Annotated in this window: 24 protein-coding genes and 1 pseudogene; 7 read left to right on the top strand and 18 right to left on the bottom strand. The window is 70.9% G+C overall.

What is annotated here, in order from left to right; translation table 11 throughout:
- Positions 1-2 precede the first annotated feature (2 nt).
- Genes OHA19_RS05375 through OHA19_RS05335 form a run of 9 tightly spaced genes read right to left on the bottom strand, consistent with a single transcriptional unit; the run spans position 3 to position 7,432 of the window.
- Positions 3-533, bottom strand: a complete 531-nt coding sequence (locus OHA19_RS05375) for a hydrogenase maturation protease (RefSeq protein WP_405719413.1) — start codon at positions 531-533, stop codon at positions 3-5.
- Between the two features lie 7 nt (positions 534-540).
- Positions 541-753, bottom strand: coding sequence for a hypothetical protein (locus OHA19_RS05370; RefSeq protein ID WP_405719416.1), 213 nt, complete (start codon positions 751-753; stop codon positions 541-543).
- 35 nt (positions 754-788) lie between these two features.
- The gene (locus tag OHA19_RS05365) at positions 789-908 is read right to left on the bottom strand and encodes a DUF6893 family small protein (protein ID WP_371096809.1); all 120 of its coding nucleotides are present in this window, start codon (positions 906-908) and stop codon (positions 789-791) included.
- The gene (locus tag OHA19_RS05360) at positions 905-2,308 is read right to left on the bottom strand and encodes a hypothetical protein (protein WP_405749513.1); all 1,404 of its coding nucleotides are present in this window, start codon (positions 2,306-2,308) and stop codon (positions 905-907) included. The genes OHA19_RS05365 and OHA19_RS05360 overlap by 4 nt, the downstream gene beginning before the upstream one ends.
- Complete coding sequence (locus OHA19_RS05355; protein ID WP_405749511.1) at positions 2,305-2,946, bottom strand: DUF6084 family protein; 642 nt, start codon at positions 2,944-2,946, stop codon at positions 2,305-2,307. Before OHA19_RS05355 ends, OHA19_RS05360 begins: the two co-directional genes overlap by 4 nt.
- Positions 2,943-3,596 carry a DUF5947 family protein gene (locus OHA19_RS05350; protein ID WP_405719425.1) on the bottom strand — a complete coding sequence of 218 codons (654 nt, stop codon included), beginning with the start codon at positions 3,594-3,596 and terminating at the stop codon, positions 2,943-2,945. Before OHA19_RS05350 ends, OHA19_RS05355 begins: the two co-directional genes overlap by 4 nt.
- Positions 3,593-4,537 carry a NifU family protein gene (locus OHA19_RS05345; RefSeq protein WP_405749509.1) on the bottom strand — a complete coding sequence of 315 codons (945 nt, stop codon included), beginning with the start codon at positions 4,535-4,537 and terminating at the stop codon, positions 3,593-3,595. The genes OHA19_RS05350 and OHA19_RS05345 overlap by 4 nt, the downstream gene beginning before the upstream one ends.
- Positions 4,537-6,330 carry a nickel-dependent hydrogenase large subunit gene (locus OHA19_RS05340; protein WP_266692359.1) on the bottom strand — a complete coding sequence of 598 codons (1,794 nt, stop codon included), beginning with the start codon at positions 6,328-6,330 and terminating at the stop codon, positions 4,537-4,539. Before OHA19_RS05340 ends, OHA19_RS05345 begins: the two co-directional genes overlap by 1 nt.
- Positions 6,331-6,376: 46 nt before the next feature.
- Entirely contained in the window at positions 6,377-7,432 is a 1,056-nt protein-coding gene (locus OHA19_RS05335; protein ID WP_405749507.1) for a hydrogenase expression protein HypE, read from the bottom strand.
- A 259-nt stretch (positions 7,433-7,691) separates the two neighbouring features.
- On the opposite strand from OHA19_RS05335, the gene OHA19_RS05330 reads away from it, so the two are divergent.
- A complete protein-coding gene (locus OHA19_RS05330) occupies positions 7,692-8,021 on the top strand; it encodes a hydrogenase maturation nickel metallochaperone HypA (RefSeq protein WP_259930335.1) in 330 nt (109 codons plus the stop codon).
- A gap of 3 nt (positions 8,022-8,024) precedes the next feature.
- Positions 8,025-8,810 (top strand): hydrogenase nickel incorporation protein HypB, encoded by a 786-nt coding sequence (gene hypB, locus OHA19_RS05325; protein WP_266692362.1) that lies wholly within the window; start codon positions 8,025-8,027, stop codon positions 8,808-8,810.
- Positions 8,811-8,832: 22 nt separating this feature from the next.
- Here hypB and OHA19_RS05320 read toward each other — a convergent pair whose 3' ends face one another.
- On the bottom strand, positions 8,833-10,518 hold the full coding sequence (locus tag OHA19_RS05320) for an enoyl-CoA hydratase-related protein (protein ID WP_405749505.1): 1,686 nt from the start codon (positions 10,516-10,518) through the stop codon (positions 8,833-8,835).
- Positions 10,519-11,088: 570 nt separating this feature from the next.
- Here OHA19_RS05320 and panD point away from each other — a divergent pair.
- From panD to OHA19_RS05305, 3 genes are read left to right on the top strand one after another with little or no spacing between them, the layout of a single operon-like run.
- Positions 11,089-11,514 carry an aspartate 1-decarboxylase gene (gene panD / locus OHA19_RS05315; protein WP_405749503.1) on the top strand — a complete coding sequence of 142 codons (426 nt, stop codon included), beginning with the start codon at positions 11,089-11,091 and terminating at the stop codon, positions 11,512-11,514.
- Positions 11,515-11,544: 30 nt separating this feature from the next.
- A complete protein-coding gene (locus tag OHA19_RS05310; RefSeq protein ID WP_405719436.1) occupies positions 11,545-11,907 on the top strand; it encodes a GNAT family N-acetyltransferase in 363 nt (120 codons plus the stop codon).
- A 33-nt stretch (positions 11,908-11,940) separates the two neighbouring features.
- Positions 11,941-12,567, top strand: coding sequence for an arylsulfatase (locus tag OHA19_RS05305; RefSeq protein ID WP_405719438.1), 627 nt, complete (start codon positions 11,941-11,943; stop codon positions 12,565-12,567).
- Positions 12,568-12,969: 402 nt separating this feature from the next.
- Here the strand turns inward: OHA19_RS05305 and OHA19_RS05300 are convergent, their stop codons facing one another.
- Positions 12,970-14,346, bottom strand: coding sequence for a tetratricopeptide repeat protein (locus OHA19_RS05300; RefSeq protein WP_405719441.1), 1,377 nt, complete (start codon positions 14,344-14,346; stop codon positions 12,970-12,972).
- A 204-nt stretch (positions 14,347-14,550) separates the two neighbouring features.
- Between OHA19_RS05300 and OHA19_RS05295 the strand changes: the two genes are divergently transcribed.
- Positions 14,551-15,960 (top strand): M64 family metallopeptidase, encoded by a 1,410-nt coding sequence (locus OHA19_RS05295; RefSeq protein ID WP_405749501.1) that lies wholly within the window; start codon positions 14,551-14,553, stop codon positions 15,958-15,960.
- 4 nt (positions 15,961-15,964) lie between these two features.
- Here OHA19_RS05295 and OHA19_RS05290 read toward each other — a convergent pair whose 3' ends face one another.
- The 5 genes and pseudogenes from OHA19_RS05290 to OHA19_RS05270 all read right to left on the bottom strand — a co-directional run bounded on the left by OHA19_RS05290 (position 15,965) and on the right by OHA19_RS05270 (position 20,589).
- A complete protein-coding gene (locus OHA19_RS05290; RefSeq protein WP_405719446.1) occupies positions 15,965-16,762 on the bottom strand; it encodes a family 1 encapsulin nanocompartment shell protein in 798 nt (265 codons plus the stop codon).
- Entirely contained in the window at positions 16,762-17,841 is a 1,080-nt protein-coding gene (locus tag OHA19_RS05285; RefSeq protein WP_405719448.1) for a Dyp-type peroxidase, read from the bottom strand. The genes OHA19_RS05290 and OHA19_RS05285 overlap by 1 nt, the downstream gene beginning before the upstream one ends.
- Positions 17,842-18,006: 165 nt before the next feature.
- Positions 18,007-18,815: pseudogene (locus tag OHA19_RS05280) on the bottom strand (NADP-dependent phosphogluconate dehydrogenase); the annotation flags it as partial.
- A gap of 417 nt (positions 18,816-19,232) precedes the next feature.
- The gene (locus OHA19_RS05275; protein WP_405719450.1) at positions 19,233-20,153 is read right to left on the bottom strand and encodes a pyridoxamine 5'-phosphate oxidase family protein; all 921 of its coding nucleotides are present in this window, start codon (positions 20,151-20,153) and stop codon (positions 19,233-19,235) included.
- A 16-nt stretch (positions 20,154-20,169) separates the two neighbouring features.
- Positions 20,170-20,589: a hypothetical protein gene (locus OHA19_RS05270; RefSeq protein WP_405753223.1), complete on the bottom strand. Its 420-nt coding sequence runs from the start codon at positions 20,587-20,589 to the stop codon at positions 20,170-20,172.
- Positions 20,590-20,856: 267 nt separating this feature from the next.
- On the opposite strand from OHA19_RS05270, the gene OHA19_RS05265 reads away from it, so the two are divergent.
- Complete coding sequence (locus OHA19_RS05265; protein WP_405719456.1) at positions 20,857-21,729, top strand: CBS domain-containing protein; 873 nt, start codon at positions 20,857-20,859, stop codon at positions 21,727-21,729.
- Between the two features lie 118 nt (positions 21,730-21,847).
- On the opposite strand, the gene OHA19_RS05260 is transcribed toward OHA19_RS05265, so the two are convergent.
- Both OHA19_RS05260 and OHA19_RS05255 read right to left on the bottom strand, forming a co-directional pair.
- Positions 21,848-22,306, bottom strand: a complete 459-nt coding sequence (locus tag OHA19_RS05260) for a Crp/Fnr family transcriptional regulator (protein ID WP_405749499.1) — start codon at positions 22,304-22,306, stop codon at positions 21,848-21,850.
- Between the two features lie 338 nt (positions 22,307-22,644).
- A complete protein-coding gene (locus tag OHA19_RS05255; protein ID WP_405749497.1) occupies positions 22,645-24,975 on the bottom strand; it encodes a heavy metal translocating P-type ATPase in 2,331 nt (776 codons plus the stop codon).
- Positions 24,976-25,049: the final 74 nt, after the last annotated feature.

Here is a 25,049-nt window from a genome sequence, read left to right as displayed (position 1 = left end):
GATCAGGATCTCCGGGGTCGGGTGCTGTTCACGGACGCGGTCGGTACGGCCGGCACGAGCTGCCGGATCAGGGTGTGCACTGCCTGGATCGCCTCGGGCACCGCGCTGTCGACGGCTTCGCCGAGCCCGATGCCCTCCTCGACCCCGGCGGGTGTGCAGCCGACGAGGTAGGTGAGCGGAAGCGTACTGCCCAGTTGATCCAGATTTGCGAGGACAGCGACCGGATTCATCCCGTGGGCATCGAATTCACCCGAACCGAGGTCCTCCACACCGATGCGGAGCACCGTCACCTCCCCGGGGGTGCCGCCCCCCGGGTACGCGTCGACCAGAACCAGCGCGTCGTACCCGTCGAGCAGGTCGTACGCGAGATGCATGCCGCGGATGCCGTAGTCCACCACCCGGACCTGCGGGGGCATCCCGCCGTCGCGGGCCAGCCGGCGCACGACCTCCGGGCCGAAGCCGTCGTCGCCGAGAAAAAGATTGCCGATGCCCGCGACCAGCACCCGGGCGGCGGTGTCGGGTTCCTTCGTCATCCTCGGCTCAGCCGCCCCCGGACCGGAGGTCGGGCGATGCCGGGTCCTGAGTCTTCTGCGGGTGTACGGAGGTGTCGGAGCGTTCGTCCGAGGTGCCCGAGGGGCGGTCGGCCGGGCCGGCCGAGGGCCGGTCCGAGCCGGTGCCGCGGGATCCCTTCGGGCCCCGTTCCTCCTGCGGCTCCTCTTCGACGTCGCTGTTCTTCTGCGGTGACTCAGCCATGGGGTGCTCCTTGCTCACTTCACTCGGATCGGGATTCACATCGAACGGATGCGCAGGTAACGGCGGATGTCGGGGATCGACCTGATCCCGACTGCCACGGCGACGAGCGCCACGGCCGCGGCCGCTCCGGCGGTGATGATGCCCAGGGTCTTCACGATCGGTTCTCCTCTCGGTGCTGCGCCGATTCCGCGACGCTCAGGGGTGTCAGTTCGTCGGGCGCGAAGTAGAAATAACGGCCGTACCAGTCGTGCAGGTCCGACGCGGGGTCGTCGACGAGGACCAGGGCGATGTGCGTACCGCCGTCCACGTCCGAGAGCACCGCGGCCACCCGGGCCACCTGGCCGGCGAAGAACAGATCCTGCGCGTCCGCCCGCCGGGAGGGGTGGACGCGGACGAGGCTGCCCTTGGCCACCCGGACCCCGTCGATCACGACCGCGTCGCTCCCGGGCCGTACCGAGGCGTCGGCCGCCGGATCCCACCAGGGGGCGCCCGCGGTGTCGAAGCCGGCGGGCTCCACGTCCCGGACATCGGCCGTAGGGCCCACCGGAGCCGCGGGCTGCGGCGGATGCGGGTCGCGCAGCAGGCCGTGCAACTGCTGGAGGCCGGCGGGGGTCATGCCGTCACACCGGTCGATGATCTCCCGGGCCCGGGGATCGGTGGCCCGGGCCTCCGCCTTCTCCGCCTCCGTCATGGTCATCACGCGAAGGGTCAGGATCTCGTCGATCTCGGTCGAGTCGAACAGGGCGCCGGGGCTCTGTTCGGCGACCTCCGGGTAGTCGTACAGGATGATCGGCGCACCGAGCAGGGTGTCCGTCGACCCTTTCGGGCCGGCCAGCACGGGCCAGCACCTGCTCTGGAGGCAACGGCCGGCGGCCGCCGCCGCCCCGGCGGGCGGTTCGAGCAGCGAGACGAACTCGGCGTCGTGCGCCCGCAGCAGCAGATGCGCTCCGATCAGCGACGACCGGATCGCGGCGTCCTTGGTGCTCGCGGGCTCCGGATGCTCGTTGCGCACCGCCACCGAGAGACGCACGTATCCGTCGTCGATGACGACCCGGGTGCGGACCCGGACCGCCAACGGCAGCCGCCGCCGCACGATCCGGCCCACCACCACGCCCCGCGCGTCGGTCACCGGCTCGGTGTCCTCGCCGCCCAGGACCTCGTGCACGGCGTCCGCCACTTCCCCCAACGGCAGGGCGGTCAGCACGACTTCACGCTCGACGGCCTCGTCCCAGGACATCACCGGCACCCCGTCGACGACGAGCTGTTCGACCGGTACCTCCACCCCGTCCTCGCCCGTGCTCCGCACTTCTCGGACCTGGAGCTGGAGGAAGCGCAGATGCACGGTGACGGCCGCCGGCCCGTGGTGCGGTGCCAGCAGGCACTGCATCTCCATCTCCGGCTCCTCGCCGAAACTCGCCGCCGCGGCGTGCGGCGGACCGAGGACCCCGAACTGCCAGCGCGATCGGTTCTTGTGCGAGCTCGCCCGGTACGGGTACAGGAGGTACCCCTCGTACAGGACGGCGTCGGCGATCGAACGCACCTGGTCAAGACTCACAGGACCACCTCGTCGTGCTCGACCAGGAGGGCCTGGACCGTCTCGTCCCAGCTGATCAGCCCGCGCCGGGCCCGGAAGTCCGCGAATCGTTGCAGCACCTCGTGGTCCAGCCGGATCCATCCGGTGTTCGGGTAGTGCGCCGCCACCATGCGTCGCCACACCTCGACCGGCATCGGGTGCCGGGCCTCGCAGTCCCACGGCACCTGCTCGACCCCGAAGCCCTTGCTGCCGCGGGTGAAGACCGTGCCGGAGAACATCAGGGCGAGGGGCACCGCACCCTCTCCCAGGGCGTGCAGATAGCGGGAACCGATCACGTCGAAGTCGTAGGTGCAGGGCAGGGCGAGATCGACTTCGGTCGCACCGCTGAACCCCTGCACGGTGGTGTCGCAGCTCATCCACTGGAACGGCCTCAGAGTGTCCGTCCAGCGGTGCCGGCCCCCGAACAGCGCTGCCAGACCGCTCTGTTCGGCCTCGTCGTAGTGGCGCCGCTGCGGCTCGATGCGGACCTGGCAGTGCAGCGCGATGGCGTGGATCCTCCGTCCCGTCCGCTCCTCGATCCGCAGCCGCGCGGTCAGCTGCGGAGCGGCCGCGTACGGCTCGGCGGCGATATCGAGCACGGAGAACGCGAAGTCGTTCACGGCGCCCCGATCCCCGCGGCGGGCCGGCTGCGGTCCGCCACCCGCGCGAAGAAGCCGTCCATCGCGGCACGGGCCTCGGAACCACCGTCGAACCCGCGCCACAGCGTGCGCAGTTGCCCCACCAACTCGTAGCAGGCATCGATCGGCACCAGATGGCACGAACCATCGTTCTCCGCCGTACGCCGGATCAGCAGCGCCTCCACGTCCGGACGCAGCACGGCGAGCTCCGGGCTCGTCTCGACGACGGCCGCCCAGGAGTCCAGCGGCAGTTCCGACTCGGTGGCCCCGGCGGGCCCGGGGTAGAACGCGACCATCCGTTCCTGGACGGAGTTGCGGAACAGGAAGGCGAGCCCCACGGGAATCTGCAGCTCGTCCCAGGCGCGCCCGTCCAAGGTCAGTCCGGCGAAGTGCAGATAGCGCTCAGGAACCGCCCGGTAGCGCAGCTCCGCGTTCTCGTCGGCGAACAGCAGATAACAGGCCCGGCAGCCGCACATCAGGGCGCGGCTGTCGAGGTTCACCACATGGGGGTGGCTCTCGCCGATCGGCTGCGCGCACATCTCGCAGCGCTCACCGGCGGGCGGCCGCGGCCGGTTGCGTCTGAGCCGCAGCAGGGTGGAGGCCGGCGAGGCGGACCGGCCGGCGGCGATCACGGCGCCACCGCCGCGGGGACCGACACCGAGACCGCGGCACCGTCCGACAGCAGGGGCAGCGGGGCCAGATGCGTACTGTCCCCGTCGAGGCAGATCCCGGCCCGCCGTACGTCGTAGTGCGCACGGCACCCGGCGCAGCGCAGGATCGCGTCCCCGGACCGACCGCCCAGCCGCCGCGCCAGCGTGGCACCCTCGAACGGCCGCTCGCAGCGCGCGCACCGGTCCTCGAAGGCGAAGAGTTCCGTGCCCACCCGGCAGGCCACCACCGGCATCCTGCCGACACCCACCCGGGCCACGGCGCCGGACTCCAGCCCCGACAGCTCCGGCACGACCTCCCACGACGCGCCGTCGGCGCCGGCCGTCCCGGACTCCGCGTGCAGCCGGGCGAACAGCGAGTCCACCGGTACCAGGGGCCCCGCTGCCCCGGCGTCCTCGTCGGCCGCGGTCTCGACCTCGATCGAGGTGATCTCCGGCGCCGCCGCCTCCACAGCACCCTGCACGGCCAGCCTGAGCGTGACCGAGGACGACGGGCAGCCGTCACAACTGCCCAGCAGCCGCAGCCGGACGGTTCCCTCGTCGGTGACGGCGAGCAGCTCCACATCACCGCCGTGCGAGCCCAGATACGGCCGTACGCTCTCCAGCGCCTGCTCGACCCGGGTCTCCACGCCATACGGATGCAGCCCGTGCACCAGCAGGACACCGGCCACCAGCTCGTCGCCGGCCAGGGCGGCCAGGACGTCATCGTCCAGCCGCCCCTGCTCGTGCACGAGGTCGAGCAGCCGTTCCAGCCCGGCACCGTAGAAGTCGGCGACGAGCCGGACCAGTTCCTCGCTGCGCTCGCGGGCGATCGCGCCGCCCGAGCCGCTGGCGGCGATCAGGGTGTCGATGCGCTCACCGGTCATCCGCCAGTCGGGCGTGGCGGGGGACTCCTCCCGCGCCATCACTCACTGCCCGCGGACTGGGTGGGGGAGTGCAGGAGTTCCAGCTTCTTGCCCTCGCCGAGATACATGTGCACACCGCAGGGCAGACAGGGGTCGAAGCTGCGCACCGTGCGCATGATGTCGATGCCCTTGAAGTGCTCCCGGTCGTTCTCCTCGAAGATCGGCTGGCCCTGCACGGCGTCCTCGTAGGGGCCGGGCGTGCCGTACGTGTCGCGGGGGCTCGCGTTCCACGGAGTCGGCGGGTACGGGTGGTAGTTGGCGATCTTGCCGTCCCGGATCACCATGTGGTGGGAGAGGACACCGCGGACCGCTTCGGTGAACCCGCAGCCCACGCCCTCCTCGGGCACTTCGAACTTCTCCCAGGTCTTGGTGTTCCCGGAGCGGATCTCCACGAGAGCCTTCTCCGCGAAGTGGAGCGCACAGGCGGCCGCGTAGGCCTGGAAGTAGCTGCGCGCCCTGTTGCGTTCGATGGTGTTGCTCCACTTCGGGACGTGCCACTCCAGCTCCACCGGCCCCTTGAGGGCGGTCTTGGGGAGGTTGATCTTGACACTGTGGCCGGTGGCCTGGATGTAGCCGATGTCGACCAGACCGGCCAGCGCGGTGGTCCACAGCCGCGCGAGCGGCCCGCCGCCCGTGTCGAGCGCCAGGTAGTCCTTGCCGTCGAACCACCGGGGTGACATGACCCAGCTGTACTTGTCGTCCAGGTCCCGCTTCTGCGGCTGCGGGTTGGTGTGCTGGTTCCACGGGTGGCGCCGGTCGACCGGATTGCCGAGGGGGTCGTGGGAGACGAAGGTCTCCTGCTCGTCCCAGTCGTTGTAGTAAGACGAACCGAGCAGGATCCGGATGCCGAGGTTGATCTTCACCAGGTCGGTGGTGACCAGCTTCCCGTCGACGACGACACCGGGGGTGACGTACATCTTCCGGCCCCAGTCGGTCATGTCCTTGTACTCGAAGTTGCAGTGCTCCGGGTCCTGGAAGGAGCCCCAGCAGCCCAGCAGGATGCGCCGGTTGCCGACCTGCTCGTACCCCGGCAGGGCTTCGTAGAAGAAGTCGAAGAGATCGTCGTGCATCGGCACGACCTTCTTCATGAACTCGACGTACCGCTGGAGGCGGGTGATGTAGTCCGTCATCAGCTGGATGGTCGCCACGGTGCCGACGCCGCCGGGATAGAGCGTGGAGGGGTGGACGTGCCGGCCCTCCATCAGGCAGAACATCTCCCGGGTCATCCGGCTGACCTGGAGCGCCTCGCGGTAGAACTCGCCGGTGAACGGGTTCAGCGATCGCATGATGTCGCCGATCGTCTTGTATCCGTGCGCGTCGGCGTGCGGGGAGGGGGTGCGGTTGGCCTGTTCCAGCACCCCGGGGTTGGTCTCCGCGACCATCTTCTCGCAGTAGTCGACCCCGACCAGGTTCTCCTGGAAGATGTTGTGGTCGAACATGTACTCCGCGGCCTCGCCGAGATTCACGATCCATTCGCCGAGGTGCGGCGGCTTCACCCCGTACGCCATGTTCTGCGTGTAACACGAACATGTGGCGTGGTTGTCACCGCAGATTCCGCAGATGCGACTCGTGATGAAGTGCGCGTCCCGGGGGTCCTTTCCCTTCATGAAGACCGAATAGCCCCGGAAGATGGAGCTGGTGCTGTGGCACTCGGCGACCACCTTCTGCTTGAAGTCGATCTTCGTGTAGATACCCAGACTGCCGACGATCCGGGTAATGGGATCCCACGCCATTTCGACCAGGTCGTTCTTTCCCTGGCCGCCCCCGGCACCCTTGTGCTGCGTCGCGGTCATTGCGCCGCCTCTGCTTTCTGTCCGTTGCGGTGATGTACGCGGTCACTCACCAGGTGCGTGTGGCGCCGGTGGTGAGTTTCTTGCCGGGCTTGCGCCATTTCGGTTCGCGGTCCAGGGCGTGGGTGGTGAGGTGGCGCAGCCGCCGTATCGTCGACCCGTAGAGTCCGACCGCATTGGTCGAGAGCTTTCCGCCGGGGGGCTCGTCCATGAACGGCATGAACTTGTCCGGGAATCCGGGCATGGTGCAGCCGATGCAGATGCCACCGACGTTGGGGCAGCCGCCGATGCCGTTCATCCAGCCGCGCTTGGGCACGTTGCACTTGACCGCGGGGCCCCAGCAGCCCAGCTTGACGATGCACTTCGGTGAGCCGTACTCCGTCGCGAAGTCGGCCTGCTCGTAGTACCCGGCCCGGTCGCAGCCCTCGTGGACCGTCGACCCGAACAGCCACGTCGGCCGCAGTACGTCGTCGAGCGGGATCATCGGCGCCTGGTCGGTGGCCATGTAGAGCAGGTAGGTGAGCGTCTCCGAGAGGTTGTCCGGCTGGATCGGACAGCCCGGGACGCACACGATCGGGATTCCGGCCTTGGACTTCCAGTCCCAGCCCAGGTAGTCGGGAACCCCCATGGCGCCGGTCGGGTTGCCCGCCATGGCGTGGATGCCGCCGTACGTCGCGCAGGTGCCGACCGCGACGACCGCGGTCGCCTTCGGAGCCAGCCGGTCGAGCCACTCGCTGGTTGTCATCGGTTGGCCGGTGGCGGGATCGTTGCCGAACCCGCACCAGTAGCCCTCGTCGTGCAGCCGCTCGTTCGGAATGGATCCCTCGACCACCAGGACGAACGGTTCCAGCTCTCCGCGATCGGCCTTGAAGAACCATTCGAGGAAATCATCGGCGCCGCCGTTCGGGCCGCATTCGAAATCGATGAGCGGCCAGTGGACGGCGACCTGCGGAAGTCCCGGCAGGGCGCCGAGCGCGATCTCCTCGATGCTCGGCTGCGTTGCTGCGGTCAGGGAGACGGAATCGCCGTCACAGCTCAGTCCCGCGTTGATCCACAGCACGTGGATCAGTGTGTCCTCCGCCTTAACCGCTTCCTCTGTCGGCATGGCAGTGTCGCCTTTCAGAATGACGGCCTACCGGCCATCGGCCCCCACGGGTGGGTACGCGCACATTGCTACCATCACGCCTCGATTCGCGAGCACCGGCAACAGGGGAATTCGCCGCCCCGGCTTGTCACCGGGGGCCGAATGACGGCATGCGGTGGGCCGCTCGGGTGGTCCGGGCGGGGGACCGGTCCCGTCGGTCGGCGCCGCGGTCCTCCCGTGGCCCTACGGTCGGAGCCACCCGCGGAAGGACGAGGCACCGGTGCACGAGCTGGCCATCACACAGAGCGTCGTCGACTCGGTGTGCGAACGCGCCGGGGGGCGTCCGGTCCGCTCGGTCCGCGTCCGCGTCGGCGTGCTCACGGCCGTGGTGCCCGACTCGATGCGGTTCTGCTTCGGCCTGGTCACGGAGGGAACGGCCGCCGAGGGCGCGCGGTTGGAGATCGACCAGCCGCCCGGCGCCGGCCGCTGCCGTACCTGTGCCGTCGCATTCACCCTGACCGACCTGATTCTGCTGTGTCCCTGCGGCAGCGCGGATGTGGAGATCACATCGGGACAGGAACTGCAGATCGTCTCCATGGAAGTGGGCTGAACCATGTGCGGTACCTGCGGCTGTGCCGAGGAGTCCGGCGGGACCAGGATCGTGATGCTGCGGGAGGACGATGCACCGGACCACGGACATCCGCATCCGCACCCGCACCCTCGTCCACACGAGCGTCGTCAGCCGAGTGGAGCCGGTGAGACCGTCACCATCGAGCAGAAGGTGCTCGCCAAGAACGACCTGCTCGCGGAGCGCAACCGTACGTGGATGACCGACCGCGGCGTCGTGGCCGTGAACATGATGAGCTCGCCGGGCGCAGGCAAGACCACCCTGCTGGAACGCGCCGTCACCGACCTCGGCGGCCGCCGGCCGGTGGCCGTCATCGAGGGCGACCAGGAGACGAGGCTCGACGCCGACCGGATCAGGCGTACGGGCTGCGCCGTGGTGCAGGTGAACACGGGGGCCGGGTGCCACCTCGACGCGGAGATGATGCGGGACGCCCTCACGGCGCTGTCCCCGGCCGAGGGTTCGCTGCTCATGGTGGAGAACGTCGGAAACCTGGTGTGCCCCGCCCTGTTCGACCTGGGGGAACGCAGTAAAGTGGTGATCATCTCGGTCACCGAGGGCACGGACAAGCCGCTGAAGTACCCGTACATGTTCGCCGCTGCCGACCTGATCCTGATCAACAAGTCCGATCTGCTGCCCTACGTCGACTTCGACGTCGAGCAGTGCGCGCGGCACGCGCGCTCGGTGAACCCGGACGTGCGCGTGCTGACGGTCTCGGCGACCACCGGCGAGGGCCTGTCCCACTGGTACGACTGGCTGGCGGAGCAGCGGTAGCCGCTCCGCCGCCGCACTGCGGTCAGCCCCGGGAGAACGGGGGCTGCGGGACCGCGGTGGCGGACGCCGGGCGCTCCTTGCGGACGAAGGCCCGGCGCAGCCCGTGGTACGGGTGGTGCGGGTCCGCGAAGATGCGGTGCATGCGGACGAGTTCCGCCTCCCGGTACGGGGCCAGGTCGACCCGGTCCCGCTCCTCCTTCTTCGCGTGGATCCGGGACTGGGTCGAGGGCAGGGCCGCCAGGCGGTTCGCGAGGGCGCCGACCTCCGCGTCGAACGACTGGGGGGCGCACGGGATCACCCTGTCGACCAGCCCCAGCCGATGGGCCGAGGTGGAGCTGACCGGCAGGGCGTCCCGCATGAGCCGGTCGGCAGCCGGCGCCCCCACCCGCCGCGGCAGCGTGTACGTCCAGTACTCCGATCCGTACAGCCCCATCAGGCGGTAGTGCGGATTGAACACCGCGCCCGCCCTGCACCACACCTCGTCGGCGGCGAGGGCCAGCATCACCCCGCCCGCCGCGGCGTTCCCGGCCAGGGCGGCGACGACGATCCGGTCCGTGGTGGTCAGCACCGCCTCCACCAGGTCGTCCATCGCGTTGATGTTGGCCCAGGACTCGGCGCCGGGATCGGCTGCTGCCTCGATCACGTTGAGATGGATGCCGTTGGAGAAGAAGTCCCGGCCGCCGCCGACGACCAGCACCGAGGTGGGCCGGGAGCAGGCGAACCGGTAGGCGCAAAGCAGGCGTTGGCACTGCTCCGTGCTCATCGCGCCGCTGCGGAACGAGAACGACAGGAAGCCGGTCCCGGCCTCCTCCCGGTAGCCGATCTCGGACCAGGTGTCGTCGTCCCCGGTCCGGTGCAGCGGAGCCGGGCGCTCGGGCACGGCGGACAGCCGCCCGGCCAGCGCCGAGGCGGCAGGGAGCTTGAAGGTGGCCGGGCCGCCCGGCGCCCGCCGTGGCCGGAGCTCGGGGATCCACACCCCGCCGTCGGTGGTCGCCCGGCAGATCGCGCCGTCCCGGGTGGCCACCACATCCCCTGGACGCCCGCCCAGCCGGGCCTCGGGATAACCGCCGTGCAGGAACCACTCGTTGCCCAGCAACTCGTCGAGCACACCGGGCTGTGAGTCCGCCGCCCTGAGTTTACGGACCACCGTCGCGGTGGAGTCCGAATGCCAGTCGATGCGACGCAGCGACTGGCCGAACAGAGGGTGGCAGCCTTCGCCGGCACCGGAGGCCTGTGGCGCCGGGTTGTACGTCCCCGACGCGAAGCGTCCGACCGCCAGAAGTACCGCCTCCATGGCGGCGTCCGAGATCTCGTTGCGGTACAGGTCGCTCTTGCCCACCGGGGGCAGCGGACAGGCCACGGACGCCCAGACGTCGCCTGCGTCCATCTCCGCGTTCGCCTGAAGTACGGTGACGCCCCAGCGGTCCGCTCCCTCGTGGACGGCCCAGTCCAGGGAGGAGGGCCCGCGGTCGCCGACCGGCCCTGGATGGACGACGAGACAGGTGTGGACCGACCAGACGTCCCTCGGGATCGCGGTCTTCAGGTACGGCGCCACAACAAGGCCCGGGCACTCCCGGCGGACGGCTTCCCGGATTGGGTCTTCCTCGTGCGCGAGCTGCACGGCAACGGAGTGCCCGTGGTCCCTCAGCTCCGCCTGGACACGTTGGGTGAGGCTGTTGAAGGCGCTTGCGACAAGCAGAATGTGCACGGCGATCTCCCGGTGGCTGCGGTCCGTCCTGATCGAGCGTGAGCGTGGACTCTTGCTCAGCGAACTCACTCGGCGGGAACATGCCGGGAATTCACTCGAAGCGCACACAGCGGACGGTGAGCCGACGCGTAACTTCGCTCGCCGCATTGGATCTTCTGCTGCTCCAGCCATTTGAAGATCTCTGCCCTCTTGTAAAGGACCTCGGCATTCTGCCTCGGCCGAGCTTGTAGCCCTTCAAACCCAGCTTCGATGCCTCCCTGTAGACCCAGCTCGTGGACATGCTGAGCATCGCGGCGACCTCGGAAGTTGCGTGATCGGAGTGACGATGATCACGAGTACCTGCGCGGGAGCGCTGCGTAGGCTTGTGGAGTCGTCGCGGTGGAGGCCGGGAAGGGCGCGCGGCACCCCCTTCCGCCACCTGGCGATGTGTCAGGACATTCGGTAAGTGGTCAGCATGAGTCCTGAAGAACCTGGGGAACGCTACCCGGACATGCGACTCGTTGTAGGGTGAGGAAATAGCCCTTGACCTGCAAGAACGCAGGCAGGGAGCCTATCTCCAGGAGTACCTCGATGATGCGCACCATGTTCAAGTCCAAGATCCACCGTGCCACGGTGACCCAGGCCGACCCGCACTACGTCGGCTCCGTCACCATCGACGCCGAGCTGATGGAGGCGGCGGACCTGCTGCCCGGCGAGCTGGTGCACATCGTCGACATCGACAACGGCGCCCGTCTGGAGACGTACGTCATCGAGGGCGAGCGCGGTTCCGGTGTCATCGGCATCAACGGCGCCGCCGCCCACCTCGTCCACCCCGGTGACCTGGTCATCCTGATCAGTTACGCCCAGGTCGACGACGCCGTGGCCCGCGTCCTGAAGCCGCGCGTCGTGCACGTCGACGCCGACAACCGGATCATCGAACTCGGCTCCGACGCGTCGGCACCCGTACCCGGCACCGCCACCGAACGGAGCCCGCACGCCGTTCCCGCGGCGCGCTGACCCGGTACGAGCACCCCAGGCAGCATCGTCGTGGCGGAACAGACCGAACGCGTCGAACTCGACATCCGCGACGACCGCGCGGGCGGGAACCTGCTCGCGTACGAGAGCGGCAAGGCCGTCGGAGTCGTCGCGTACTTCGTGATGGACGGTGAACCCGCCGCGCTCGTCGCCGTGCACACGGTCGTCGAACCCGGACACGAGGGCAGGGGCATCGCGGGCGCCCTCGTCCAGGAGTTCTACGCCATGGCGGCCTGCGAGGGTGAGCCCGTCGTGCCGCTCTGCCCGTACGCCGCGAAGTGGGCGGTGCGCCACCCAGACCGGGCCCCCGAGGCCCCGGCCGAACTGGTGGAGCGGGCGAAGACGCAGCTCGAGTCCCACCCCGAGCTGTACTGACCGACGTCGGCCGGGGACTGTACCGTTCGGCGGATGACACTCGCCCTGCTGCACACCTCCCCGGTCCACGTCCCGGTCTTCGACGCGCTCCGGGATGCCGGCCACCCCGGACTCGCGCTGCGCCATCTCGTGCGCGAGGACCTGCTCGCCAGGGCCAGGGAATCGGGCCCCGAAGCGGTGGTGGGCGAGATCCGGTCCACGCTCGCGGGCGCCGTCGCGGACGGTGCCCGCGCCGTGCTCTGCACCTGTTCGACGATCGGGGCCGTCGCCGAGGCGGAGTCGGCGACGCTCGGTGTTCCGGTGCTGCGCGTCGACCGCCCGATGGCGGCCGCCGCCGCGGCACACGATCGCGTGGTGGTGCTCGCTTCGATCACCGACACGCTGGTGCCGACCCTCGCGCTGCTCGCCGAAGAGGCGGGGGGCCGGCCCGTCGACGTACGTACCGTCGTGGTGGACGGGGCCTGGGCGCGATTCGAGGCCGGTGACCGCGACGGCTATCTGGACCTCGTCGCGGCCGCGGCCGACGCGGTCACCGACGCTGACGTGATCGTGCTGGCGCAGGCGTCCATGGCCGACGCGATCACCCGGACGGCCACCCGCATTCCGGTGCTCTCCAGCCCCGGCCCGGGTCTCGCCGTCGCGGCGGCCGCCCCACGTTGACCTCCGCACGGCCCCGGTGCCCGGCCGGTCATCCGGAACCGGCGGGCCCGGACTCACCAGGCGCGGGCGGCCGCTCCGGGAGACGGTGGAAGCAGATCCGCCCGAACCGTTCGGAGGCCTCCGATGACGAACCCGTACCCCGACCCGGTGCCGCCGGCGCCCACCCCCGGACCGATGCCCGGGCCGCCGTCGCCGCTGCCGGAGCCGCCGCCTCCGCCACCCGGCCCCGTCCCGCCAGGACCCGCGCCGGACCCGATCCCGCAGCCGCCCGAACCACGCCCCGAGCCGGTGCCGGAGCCGTCGCCCCAGCGGGGCTGGTGACGGCCGGAAAGCGACCCGGCACTCACCCCGGGCGGCCGGACCGGCCCCGACAGGCCGGCCGGTCCGGCGACCCGGCCGGGCTCAGCCCGTGGGCGGGCGGACCGGTGCCGGGCCCAGTGTGGTGCTGCCGGGGGAGGCCCGATGGCCGAGGCCGGTCCGGTACGCGTCCATCGCCGCCTCGGTCCGGCCCACGCGCCGCAGCAGATCGCCCAGCAGCCGGCAGATGTCCGCGAGATCCCCGGCGGCACCGGCCCGTTCCAGCAGGGCCAGTGCGGTGACGTAGTGCTCCTCGGCCGAATCGAGCTCGCCCCGTTCCTCGTGGATCAGACCCAGCAGCCGATGCGCGCCGCCCGCGTGGACCGATCCCCGTTCCGGGTGCAGTTCGCCGAGGAGTCTGTGCAGCAGCTCCCGGGCCTCGGTGGTCTTGCCGCGCCTGCGCAGCACATCGGCCAGCTCCACCTCGACCTGGGCCGTGTACAGGGCCGCTCGCTTCGATGCCAGCATGTCGCGGGCGGAGCGCAACTCGGCCTCGGCGCCGGACAGATCGCCGTCCTGTGCGCGCACGTAGCCGCGCATCCAGTGGCAGTGCGCGAGCTCCGTACGGATCTGTAGCTGCTGGTAGATCTCGGCCGCCCTGGCCAGCGAGGTGTCCGCCTCCGCGGTGCGGCCCGCCGCTATGAGCGTACGGGCGACGCTCCGGTGCAGTCCGGCGACCAGCTCCGGATCGGACACCTGTGGTGCGAGGGCCAGCGCCAGCTCCCCCGCCTGGGCGGCGCGGGCGTGCGCGCCCATGTCCATGTACGGGGCGATCGCGGCCGTGTAGAGCAGCAGGAGCGCGCCCGGATCCTGCAGGCCGGAGGTGTTGAGCTCGTCGATCGCGCTCTCCAACAGGTAGCAGGCGTAACGGAGTTCACCGGCCAGGAGATGGGCGACCGCTCTGCCCCGGACGGCCGGGGCGCGCCGGGGGAGCGGGGTGTCGGCGAGCAGTCTCTCCGCGGACTCGAAGTGCTTGCGGGCCGCGGGCAGATCGCCCGTCTCCAGAGCGCAGTGGCCCAGCCCGAGCATCGCCGCGGCGCGTTCGTCGTGGAGCTCGTGCCGGACGGCCTCGGCGAGCAGGCCGGCGTAGGCGTCGGCGGCGTCCTCGGCGGCGCCGGTGGCCAGCGTCCGCTGGGCCTCGACGAGTCTCAGCCGCAGACCGGACGCGAGGTGGGCGGGGCGTCCCGTCGCCAGTTCCTCGTACGTGACGCCGAGCCGGTCCGCCAGGTGGCGCACGGCCGCCTCCGACGGGCGTACCCGGCCGGCCTCCAGTGTGGAGATATAGGCGGGGGTGTAGGCGGGCTCCGCCAGCTGTCGCTGCGTCAGGCCACGTTCTGTGCGCAGTCGTTGGACCCGTCGGCCGACGGCGCCGGGGTCGTCGCTGGACCCTGCGCCTCTTCTCGCTGTGCGCCCCTCGTCCATCGCGCCGTCCTTTCCGCTTCGCCGCGCTCCGAAATGCGGTCCATGCATCGTAAATGCCCGGTTGCGAACCTCGACCACCAGGCGTCCGGGCCTTGTTCGAAGGTCCGCCCACCTCTAGGTTAAGCAGAAAATCAAGTCGAGTTAACTCATGGGTTACGTGACGGTCGTGCCCTGCAAGTCCCCTCAAACCCGAAGGAGTTGTCCATGCGGATACGTCCCCACACGCGTCGCACGGCAGGAGCTGTGGCGGGGCTCGCCCTCGCCGGCCTCCTGGCGGCGACCGCCGCCACCGTACCGGCCTCGGCCGCCCCCACGAGTGCCGGCGGCGAGCACCGCGTGACCGCCGAGTACTTCCCCGATCCGGGCGGCTCGGGCCGGACCGTCGAGGTCCCCGCCGGCACCCCCGTGGGCAAGGGCGAAGCCGCGTCGCCGCTGAGCGCGGCGGAGGCCGCCGTGGACGGCACGGTGGGCGAACAGGCGGTGACCGGCCCGTCCGACGACCGGCTGGACATCGTGATCATCGGTGACGGCTACACCGCGGACCAACAGGACGACTTCCATGCCGACGCCACTGCCAAGTGGGCCGACATCACCGCCCTGGAGCCGTACAAGAGCTACCAGGGCCTGTTCAACGTGTGGACCGTCGACGCGGTCTCCAACGAGTCCGGCATCAGCGGCGATCCCGGTCCGGACACCGTCAGGGACACCGCGCTCGGCAGCTACTTCTGGTGCTCCGACATCGAGCGGCTGATCTGTACCGACATCGACAAGGTGACCGCCTACGCCGCCGAGGCCCCCGCCGCCGACCTCGTGGTCGTCATCGCCAACTCCACCAAGTACGGGGGAGCGGGCTACTCCGGGCTCCAGGCCGAGGGCCGTCCCTTCAACGGGGTCTCCACCCTCTCCTCCGACCACCCCTCGTCCAGCCTGATCGCCGCCCATGAGATAGGGCACTCGGTCGGTCTGCTGGACGACGAGTACACCTATCCCGAGTACGGGGCGTGGACCGGCGGCGAGCCGGACGGGATCAACTCCACCACCTACACGGCCGCGCAGCTCACCGAGAAGCAGGCCAAGTGGTACCGCTGGCTGGGCCGGACCGACCCGGCGGGCGGCACGGTCGGTACGTACGAGGGCAGCGCCTACTACCCGCTCGGGCTCAACCGCCCCACCGGGTCATCGATCATGCGGGAGCTGAGCAACACCGAGTTCAACCTGCCGGGGCGCGAGGCGATGATCGCCGGGTTCTACCGCGCCGGCAACGCGCTGAGCAGTTCCGTCGGCACCGGCGACGCCGTCGGCCCGGGGCGGCGGATCTCCGTGAGCCCGGCGGACCTCGGGAGCGCTGTCGCCGGTACTCACCCGCACCGGCCCGGTGCCGCCACCGGGCTCGCCAGGACCGAGCTGCGCTGGTACGTGGACGGTGTCGAGAAGGTGTCCGCCCGTGGGCGCACCGCCGTCACCCCCGCCGGCCTCGGAGTCCGCGCGGACGGCCGCGGCCACCGGGTGACCGCCGAGGCCGTGGACCGTACGGACGCCATCCGCGACCCCGCCGTCCGCGCGCTGGCCACCGACACCCTGACCTGGAACGTCAGGGCGAGCGGACGCAGGTAGCTCCTCAGGCGATGATCGGGACCACGGCCTCGGGAGTCAGCATCCGGAAGGTGAACGACTGATGGAGGTAGAGCCGGATGCTCGTCGCGTCGTGGTCCTGATAGCCGATCGACAGGTCCTGTCCCAGGTGCAGTTCGAAGTCGCCGCCACGGGTGGACAGCAGCACCCCGCCCGTGACGGAGGGCGCCCACAGGATCTGGTCGTCGAGCAGCCGGGCCAGGTGGGTGGCGACCGGATAGCCGTGGTCGGAGGTCTCGGTGGCCTCGGTGTAGGCGTCGGCGCCCAGCAGCAGCCGGTACGGGCCGTCGACACCGGACAGCCGCAGCCGCGTCAGCGCCTGGCTGACGGTGGCCGGATAGTCCCGGGCATCGGCGGGCAGTGTCAGAGGCGCGTGCGAGGAGCCGTCCCGGAGCCCGGCGATGCCGGCCGACGCGTACCCGTCGATGATCGCCATGTCCTCCGCGAACGCGCAGGTCCGGGCGGCGTCCTTGACGGGCTGCCAGTCGCTGTCGTCCGAACCGCGCTCGACGTCGTCCACGGCCGACCGGGTCACCGTGAACGGCACACGCCACTCGATGACCGGCACCGACGTACGGGCCCGGGCGATGACGTCCGGAGCGGGCGGATCGATGTCGCGCAGATGGCCGTCGCCGATGGCGGCCAGTCCGGGCCCGTCCGGGCCGGTGACGTCGACGACCCGGCGGCCCGCCACATGGCGGCTGAAGGTGCGCCGGGCCTCTTCTTCGATCTGGTCCCAGGCGGCTTCCGTGACAGGGGCGAGTTCGCGGTGCAGATTGTTCATCACTGGGCGCTTTCTTGCAGGCTGCCGATGTGCAGCGAACCGGCGGCGGGAGCGGCCGGGGCCGGGGTCCTCGCCGTCACCGGCGAGGACGCGGGTTCCGGCACGGTGTCGGTCCCGGCCGACGAGGGCGGAGGCGGCGGGGCGCCGAGGAAGCCGGCGCTGGGGGCGTAGAAGAGCGTGCCGGTGACCGCGGTGGAGAAGTCGAGAATGCGGTCGTGCGAGGCGGGTGGACTGCCGAGGAACATGTTGCGGAGCATCTGTTCGGTAACCGCCGGATCGGCCGCGTAACCGATGAAGTACGTGCCGAACTCGCCCTGCCCGAAACTGCCGAACGGCATGTTGGCCCGCAGGATGTCGCGCTCCGTGCCGTCCGGGTCGGTGATGGTGTTGAGCGCGACGTGCGAGTCGGCGGGTTTGACGTCGTCGGCGAACTCGATGTCGTCGGACTTCGTACGGCCGATGACCCGCTCCTGCTCCTCGGTGCTCAGCGCGTTCCACGATGTGAGGTCGTGCAGGTACTTCTGCACGATGACGTAACTGCCGCCCGCGAAAGAGGGATCCTCGGTGCCGACCAGGGCCGCCGAGACGGCGTCCGTCCCCACCGGGTTCTCCGTGCCGTCGACGAATCCGAGCAGGTCCCGGTGGTCGAGATAGCGGAATCCCTGGGTCTCGTCGACGACGGTCACCGCCCCGCCGAGCCGGTCGAGCAGCTGGGCCGCCCACTCGTAGCACACATCCATCCGCTCGGCCCGGATGTGGAACAGCAGGTCCCCGGGGGTGGCGGGCGCGTGGTGCAGGGCGCCGTGCAGTTCCTGGAACGGGTGGAGCTGCTCCGGCCTCGCTCCGCTGAACAGCCGGTCCCACGCCCCGGACCCGATGCCGGTCACACAGGCCAGGCCGGCGTCGGGGAACCGGAATCCGATGGAGCGGGCGAAGGCCGCGAGATCGGGCAGCACCTCGCGCACGGCGGTCTCGCCACCGGGCTCGATCGTGGCGACCAGGATGAGCGCGGCGCTGGTCAGCGGCGCGACCACGGGCTGGGCCGCGGCCGGATCCGGCTCCGCGGTGGCGTCGGGCATACGAGGGCTCCATGGGGCGGCAACGTCGGGAAAGGGCAGTGGACTTGTGGTGCGGATGGGCAGGGGGTCCGCTGCTACTTACCCACGGCCGCGAGGGGGGTGCAACCCGGGGCACCCGGCCGGGCGAGCGCGGGGAGCCCGGTGGCCCGCCCCGCGGTCCTAGCGTCAGCCCGCGACGAACTCCGACCGGTCACCGCCCCAGGGGGTGTGGAAAGAACCCTCGCGGTCCGTACGGCGGTGGGTGTGCGCGCCGAAGAAGTCCGCTGTCCCTGGGTGAGAGCCGCGGGCAGCCGATCGGCGCGCGGCCCGTCGTAGTACGAGAGCGCGGCGGCGAATCCCGGTGTCGGCACCCCCTGCCGGACGGCTTCGGCGACCACCGCGCGCCAGTCGTCCTGGGCCGCGCCGATCTCCTCGGCGAACTGCCGGTCGGACAGCAGGCTCAGCAGATCCGGGCGGGCGTCGCAGGCCGCCGGGACCCGGTCCAGGAAGGCAGCCCGGATGATGCATCCGGGCCGCCGGATCGCCGCCACCGCACCGAGGTCGATGTTCCAGTCGTACGCCTGACTGCCCGCCCGGATCTGGTGGAAGCCCTGCGTGTACGAGACGATCTTGGACGCGTACAGCGCCTGCTCCACCCGGTCGGCGAAGGCGGCGGCCGCCTCCTTGCCGAGCGGGGCCGGTGACGGCCCCGGCCGGCCCCGGGCCGCCTCGCGCAGATCGGCGTGGCCGGACAGCGAACGGGCGAAGACAGCTTCCGCGATGCCCGAGACGGGCACCTCCGGGTCCAGTGCGAACTGCACCATTCAGCGGCCCGTGCCCTTCTGCTCAGCCCGGTCCTGCACGATGGCCACGAAGGGTTTCCCGGTGGCCGCGTCGGTGTGGGCGAGGGCCTCGGCCGTGATCTCGATCAGATACGAGTCGAGGCGGCCGGTGTTCCAGCTGCGGAACGTCTCGGCGATCTTTTGAGCTTGGTACCTGTGTTTTCCCAGGTCGCAGATGGTTCGTCGCCTTGTCGATCTTGGCGCCTCCTGGCGGTTCGAGGCGGTCTTCGGCGGGGGTGGTGCTGACCTTTTGCCGAGTTTGCTGATGGAGTGTCAGGGGAGAGCATTGTGGAATGACGCCCCCTTCATAGTCGGGGTGCGGGACTTGAGTCGTCCGGTTCCGACTGGCCGGCCAAGGCCGACAAGTTGATCATACGGCGGGGCGTTGCGATGTCCCCACCGGTGTCGGCCTACCTGGTTCTCCAGAGCCACGCCTGCGATCGGCCATCCGAACTCATCAGGTATGCCGCAGTTTGCATGCTTGCCGATCCCGGGCAAATCACCCCGTTTCCGGGGAGTACTACGAGGCCGTTGACAGACGCAGCAGCCCCTGCCTGAGGCGACCCCGGGCTACTGGTCGACCGAGGTGATCCGACGGCCCGTGAGACTCGTGGGCCGGATCGATACCCACATCTCGCGCTGCCCGCCCGCCCATGGTCTGGTGTGGGCTTCCTGGGCGAGCCTGCGCACGGCGTCGGGAGCCGTCACGGTGCTCGCAGGGCCGACGGCGAGCACGCTCCAGCCCTGGCTCATTGCATCGTCCACGTGGTCGACCTCGAAGGCGACCTCCTTGTCCGCGGCCGCCGCGGTCACGGAGCCCGGCGCCGTCCGGAAGACGATGGCGTCGTCGATGACCTCGTAGTTGACCGGGATGACCGCCGGGCGGCCGTCGGACGCCGACACCGCGACGCGCCCCACGCCGTGCGTGGAGAGCAAGGTGCGGCACTCTTCCGGGCCGAGGTCCCGCAGCTGAGGGTGCAGCAACGCATTCCCCTGGCCGGGCGGGAGATCGATGCCGCCGCCACGCAGAGCGGCGACAGTGGTGCCCAGCGCGTCGGCCAGCCCGATGAGGGTTGCCAGGGTCGGGTCCGAGGGGTGTTCTTCCAGGTAGGTGAGGTAGCTGAGCGATATCCGGGCGCGGCGGGCTGTTTCCTCCCGGCTGACCCCCTGCCGTCGGCGCTCGGCGGCCACGCGTCGGCCGATGTCGCCGGGGTCGGCGGCCCCACTGGGTGGGAGAGCCGGCGACACTGCCCCCGCCCTGCCCGGGGCCGGCTGCGACGCGCGCACGGCCCCGGGCTGTCCGTGCTCCAGGTGGCGGATGTGTGCGTCGGGTCCGGGAAAGACGAGCGTCACCTCGTCCGTGTCCGACCAGCGCACGTCGTAAGGAGGCGTACCGTCCTCGTGGCGCAGGCCGACGATCTCGCCGTCCCGCCTGGCGGCGCCGGCAGCCGGACTTTCGATGACGAGCTGGTCGCCGAGGTGAGCTCGCATGATCGCCGCCCTCTCCTCAAATGGTGCTGTATCCAACTTGCCACGCGGGACTCACTACCGCATGGCACGAGAGCCCCACGCGGGATGGACCCACGTCCGGGCGGCACCAAGCATCACCGAACGGTCGAGGAGCCCGTGGCCCGGCCGGCGCCGGTTCATTGCCGATTTCCGGCACGCTTGTGTCCGCCGGATGGCAGTCCGCGGTTCGTGGGCAGTGAGCGCCGTGGTCCCGGTGCTCAGCACCACGTGTGCTTCGGTGGTTCCGTCGCACGGCCAGGGCCTCCGTGTTGTTCAGGGGCTCCATCTGGCTCATAACTCCTCCGGTTTCTGTAGCAGTTCGGTCGACCGCCGTGAGATAGCGGGCCCCGACGACGGCGTCCGTGGCCCGGTGGTCGGCGGCCAGAGTCGCGGTCACCACGGGACGCACGCCGAGCATTCCGTTCGTGGCCCAGGGCCGCTCGACGACTGTGCCGAAGCTGGAGCGGCCCACGAGATCGGCGATGGCACGGCGCATGGTGTCCGTACGCTGCTCCGCTCCGCTGCCGGCCGGCACCGCCACGTGCGGGTGCCTCACCGTTCCCGTTCCACCCCGCACCGGATAGGGCCGTCACGCCGTTCCACCAGGGCCGTTCGGCTCTTGGCAAGGGCGATCGGACCGGAAGACTGGGGACGGTAGGCAACCCGACGGAGTCCGGAGGCCGCCGTGAACAGGCACGAGAACCACTCCGCGGAGGCCGAGGCCCGGCGGGACCTGCCTTCCCGCTCCTGGAGCCCCGGCGAGGCGGAACGGCAGGACACGCTGATTCGCTATCTGGGCGCCGTGGCCTCGGCCGCGGCCGGGCACGCACGCGCAGAGGAGCAGGTTCCCGCAGGCGGCACCGCCCGCCCGGCGCCGTCGGCCGCGGCGCCTCCGCAGCCGTCTTCGCCACCCGGGGCGGGGATCCCCCTGGTGCGGGACGTGATGGACGTGCCCGCCGCCTCCCTGCACGACGATCTGCCGTACCGCGACATCGCCCGCCTGCTGGCACGCGAGCAGATCGGCGCGGTTCCGGTCGTGGACGACGAGGACCACGTGGTCGGCGTCGTCTCGGAGTCCGACCTGTTGGCGAAAGTCGCCTTCGAGGCCTCCGGCCACCGGGTCGGACGCGTCGGCAGGCTGCGCGAGCGACGCATGCACGGCAAGGCCTTCGGTGATACGGCGGCCGACCTCATGACGAGTCCCGCGATCACGGTGCTGCCCGGCGCGACCGTCGCCGAGGCCGCTTGGCTTGCCGCACTGTCCCGGCTGAAGAGGCTCCCGGTGACCGACCGCGGGGGCCGCCTGGTCGGCGTTGTACGCCGCGACGCGCTACTGCAGGCTCTCATCAGGGACGATGCCGAAATCCGGGCAGAGGTCGTGGCCAGGATCGAGTCGTGCTGCCCGCCCGGCGACCGGGAATCGGTGGAGGCGGCCGTGCACGACGGCATCGTGGAGTTGACCGGGAACATGCCGACGGCCGGTGCGGCTCGGCTGGTGGCGGAGGTGGAAGGCATCGCCGATGTCGTCGAGGTGAAGAACCTTCTTATCAGGGCCTGACGACGCGGGAGAACCGAGCGTACGGGCGGGCATCTGCGAGGCCCCGGGGGGCGTCGTCGTCACGCACTCAGCCGGTGCGGGCCGATGTGTGTACTGTCCTCCCTCCGAGAGCGGGCGGTCACGTCAGGCCACCGCTGCCGTAGGGGGCGTAGAGGTCGAGCAGCCGGATCCGGGAGGCGTGGAGCCGCTGGGCGACCACCCGGCCGACCCAGACCGCGATCGCCCGGCCGAACTCCGGATCCTCGGCACACACCGCCCGGACTGCCACCGCGTCGAACTCCCAGGCCCGTACCGGGCTCATTGCCTCGGCGCCCAAGTGCCAGGTGAAGGGCGGGAAGTGCCAGGACCAGCCGACCAGTTCGCCGCGCCCGATCGACTCGATGACGGCGGGACGACGGCCCGGCACATGCAGGTCGAGGGCGACGGTGCCGGTGCGGATGATCCAGAAGTGGTCGGCGTGCCGGCCCTCCTCGAACAGGCGGGTACCGGCATCGAAGGAGACTTCGCGGGCGAGGCGCAGCAGGCGGTCGCGGTGCTCGGTGGGCAAGGCAGTGGTCATGGCGGTGGCGGAAGTCATCACACCTGCTCCCTTTGTTTCTCTGCTTCCAGCGTGAGCGCACGCAGGTTCCGCCACCAAGGGCCGCGCGGATCCGACCAGGGCCCATCGGCCCATGCGAGCCGCCCCCCCCCGGCCGCGTCCACCCCTCTGCGTCCTCGGCGAAGGCCGTTATGCCCAGGCCACCGGGCGTCCGGCACACGGCGGCCGGGGCGCCCGCCCGCCGCCACGGCGCATCGGCCGGGCGGTCGACGACCCGGAAGCGGGATCGGAACCCGATCGCGGTGCTCTGCGCCAGGCCGCTGCAGGCCCCGCGCGGCGACACGGCGCGGAGCGGGGGGAGCACGGCTCCGGTCGACTTACTGGGCCAGCGAGAAGTAGTTCTCCTCCTCCTGCGTGAAGTGCAGGCGGAGGACCGCGTGCAGCCCGTACAGGCAGCAGCGCAGATCGTCGAGCTGGCCGGGGGACAGGCCGCCCTCGGCGTGGGCCAGCCGCAGGTGGGTCGCGATGCGGCGGGAGAGGCGTTCGATCTCGGTGTGGGCACGGCTCATGGTGGCCGTCGACTCCGGCCCGCCCAGGGTGGGCGCGAGCGCGGGGTAGAGCTCGTGCTCCTCGGCATACTCGTGGGGCAGCAGCCGGTCGGTGAGCAGACGATGTGCCCCTTCGACGGCAGCCAGAGCCTGCGGGCCGGGACCGTCCGAGAGATGGTCTGCCGCACCGCGCACCGCTTCGAGCACGTCCTGGAGGTCGTCGTGTTCCGACGCGAAGCGGTGAATGAGTTCCTCGGCCGCGGGTGTCAGCGCCGGCCGCGCTGTCCGGTCCACGCGCAGCGCGCGCAGGGCGTTCAGGATGACCGCCACGTCGATGGCTTCCTGGAGCAGAGCTCCCAGGGCGGGCGCCAGCAGGCCGAATGCGGCTGCGGCCATCGCCGCCAGGGACATCGCCATCCCGCCCAGGGCACTCTGCACGGCGATCTGCCGGGCCCGTACGGCGACGAAGACGGCGTCGGCGAGACGGTCCACCCGATCAGCGGTCAGCACGATGTCGGCCGCCTCCGACGTGGCGGTGGAGCCGCGAGCGCCCATCGCCACGCCGATGTCCGCCGCGGCCAGTGCGGGGGCGTCGTTCACGCCGTCCCCCACCATGACGGTGACCGCGCGTTCGCGTTCGGCCCGTACGACGGCGACCTTGCCGACCGGGTCGAGCCCGGCACGGACCTCGTCCAGACCGAGGACGGCACCCACTTCACCGGCCGGCTCCGCTCGGTCGCCCGTCAGCATCAGCAGCCGCTCGATACCGGCGGCCCTCAGATGACGCAGGGTGCGCGCGGCGTCATGGCGCAAGGGATCCCGCAAAAGCACCGCCCCCGCCGGACAACCGTCCACGGTCAGCCAGGCCACTGCGGCGCCGTCGAGAAGCGCACGGTTGTCCACTGTCCTGGCCCAGGGCGGACGGGCACCGGACACGTCGAGGCGGCCGACGGAGAGCCGGTGCCCGTCCACGGCGCCCGAAGCACCCCGGCCGGGCTTCTCGGTGACATCGGACGGGACGGACAGGACCAGCCTCCGTTCGTGCGCGCTGCCGACGATCGCCTCGGCCAGGACATGGGGTGAGTACTGGTCCAGCGACGCGGCCAGCCTGAGTACCTCCGTCGGCTGCCACCCGGGTGCGGCGAGCACATCAATGACGCGAGGGCGGCCGCAGGTGAGGGTACCGGTCTTGTCGAGCAGCAGGGTACGGGCCCGGCCCAGGTTCTCCAGGGCGCCACCGTCGCGCATGACCACTCCCAGGCGCGAGGCTCGGGAGAGCCCGGAGACGATGGCCACCGGCGCGGCCAGCAGCAGCGGACACGGGGTCGCGACCACCAGTACCGCGACTGCCCTGACCGCCGAGCCACTGAGCAGCCAGGCGCCTCCCGCCACCGCCAGGGTGAGTGGAAGGAACCAGGCCGCGTAGCGGTCGGCCAGCCGTACCACGGGCGCGGACCCGGCCTCGGCCTGCTTGGCCAGTCGCACGACTGCGGCGTAGGTGCTGTCCTGCTCGGTCGCAGTGGCGCGCAATTCGAAGGCGCCGCCGGCGTTGACCACACCACTGTGGACGGTGTCGCCCTCCGGCCGTTCGACGCTCAGGGACTCGCCCGTGAGTACGGACTCGTCGAGCTCGGCCGCGGCGCCCTCCACCCGCCCGTCGACCGGGACGACCTCGCCCGGACCCACGATGAGCAGGTCACCCATGGCGACTTCGCTCAGTGGGACCGTGGAGACGCCGGCCGCCGTCCGGCGTCGTGCCGAGCGGGGAGCGTGCTCCAGCAGTGCAATCAGGTCGTGCGAGGCACGCCGACGGGCTGCCGCTTCCAGCGTTCGTCCGGTGGCCAGCATCAGCGCGATGAGCACCCCGGCCAGGTATTCGTGGACGGCAAGGGTGCCACCGAGAGCGAGGACCGCGATCAGGTCGACGCCCGCTTGGCCGCGGCGGAGCGCGGCGACCACCCAGCCCACCGCCGGTGGGACCGCGAGCAGAGTGCCCAGGCCCCACAGCAGGTCGGCGAGTCCCTCGTCGCCGGTGAGCCAGGCGGCACCTCCTGCGGTGAGGGCCGCTGCCGTGACGGTCAGCAGCGTGGGCTCCAGCCATGAGGCGACAGCTCCGGCCGCAGGGCGCAGCCGCTGTGTGACGAAGGCGGAGCGGTTCATGATTCACCTCTGTCCGTCCGGCATCGCTGCCTGAGGTCCCGTCCCTGTCCATGAAACCCTGGCGGGGCGGACCC

This window comes from Streptomyces sp. NBC_00012 (assembly GCF_045040875.1).
In the GTDB taxonomy this organism is placed as follows: Bacteria; Actinomycetota; Actinomycetes; order Streptomycetales; family Streptomycetaceae; genus Streptomyces.
Note: the sequence above shows the minus strand (reverse complement) of the source record. Positions and strands in the feature narration are given on the sequence as shown.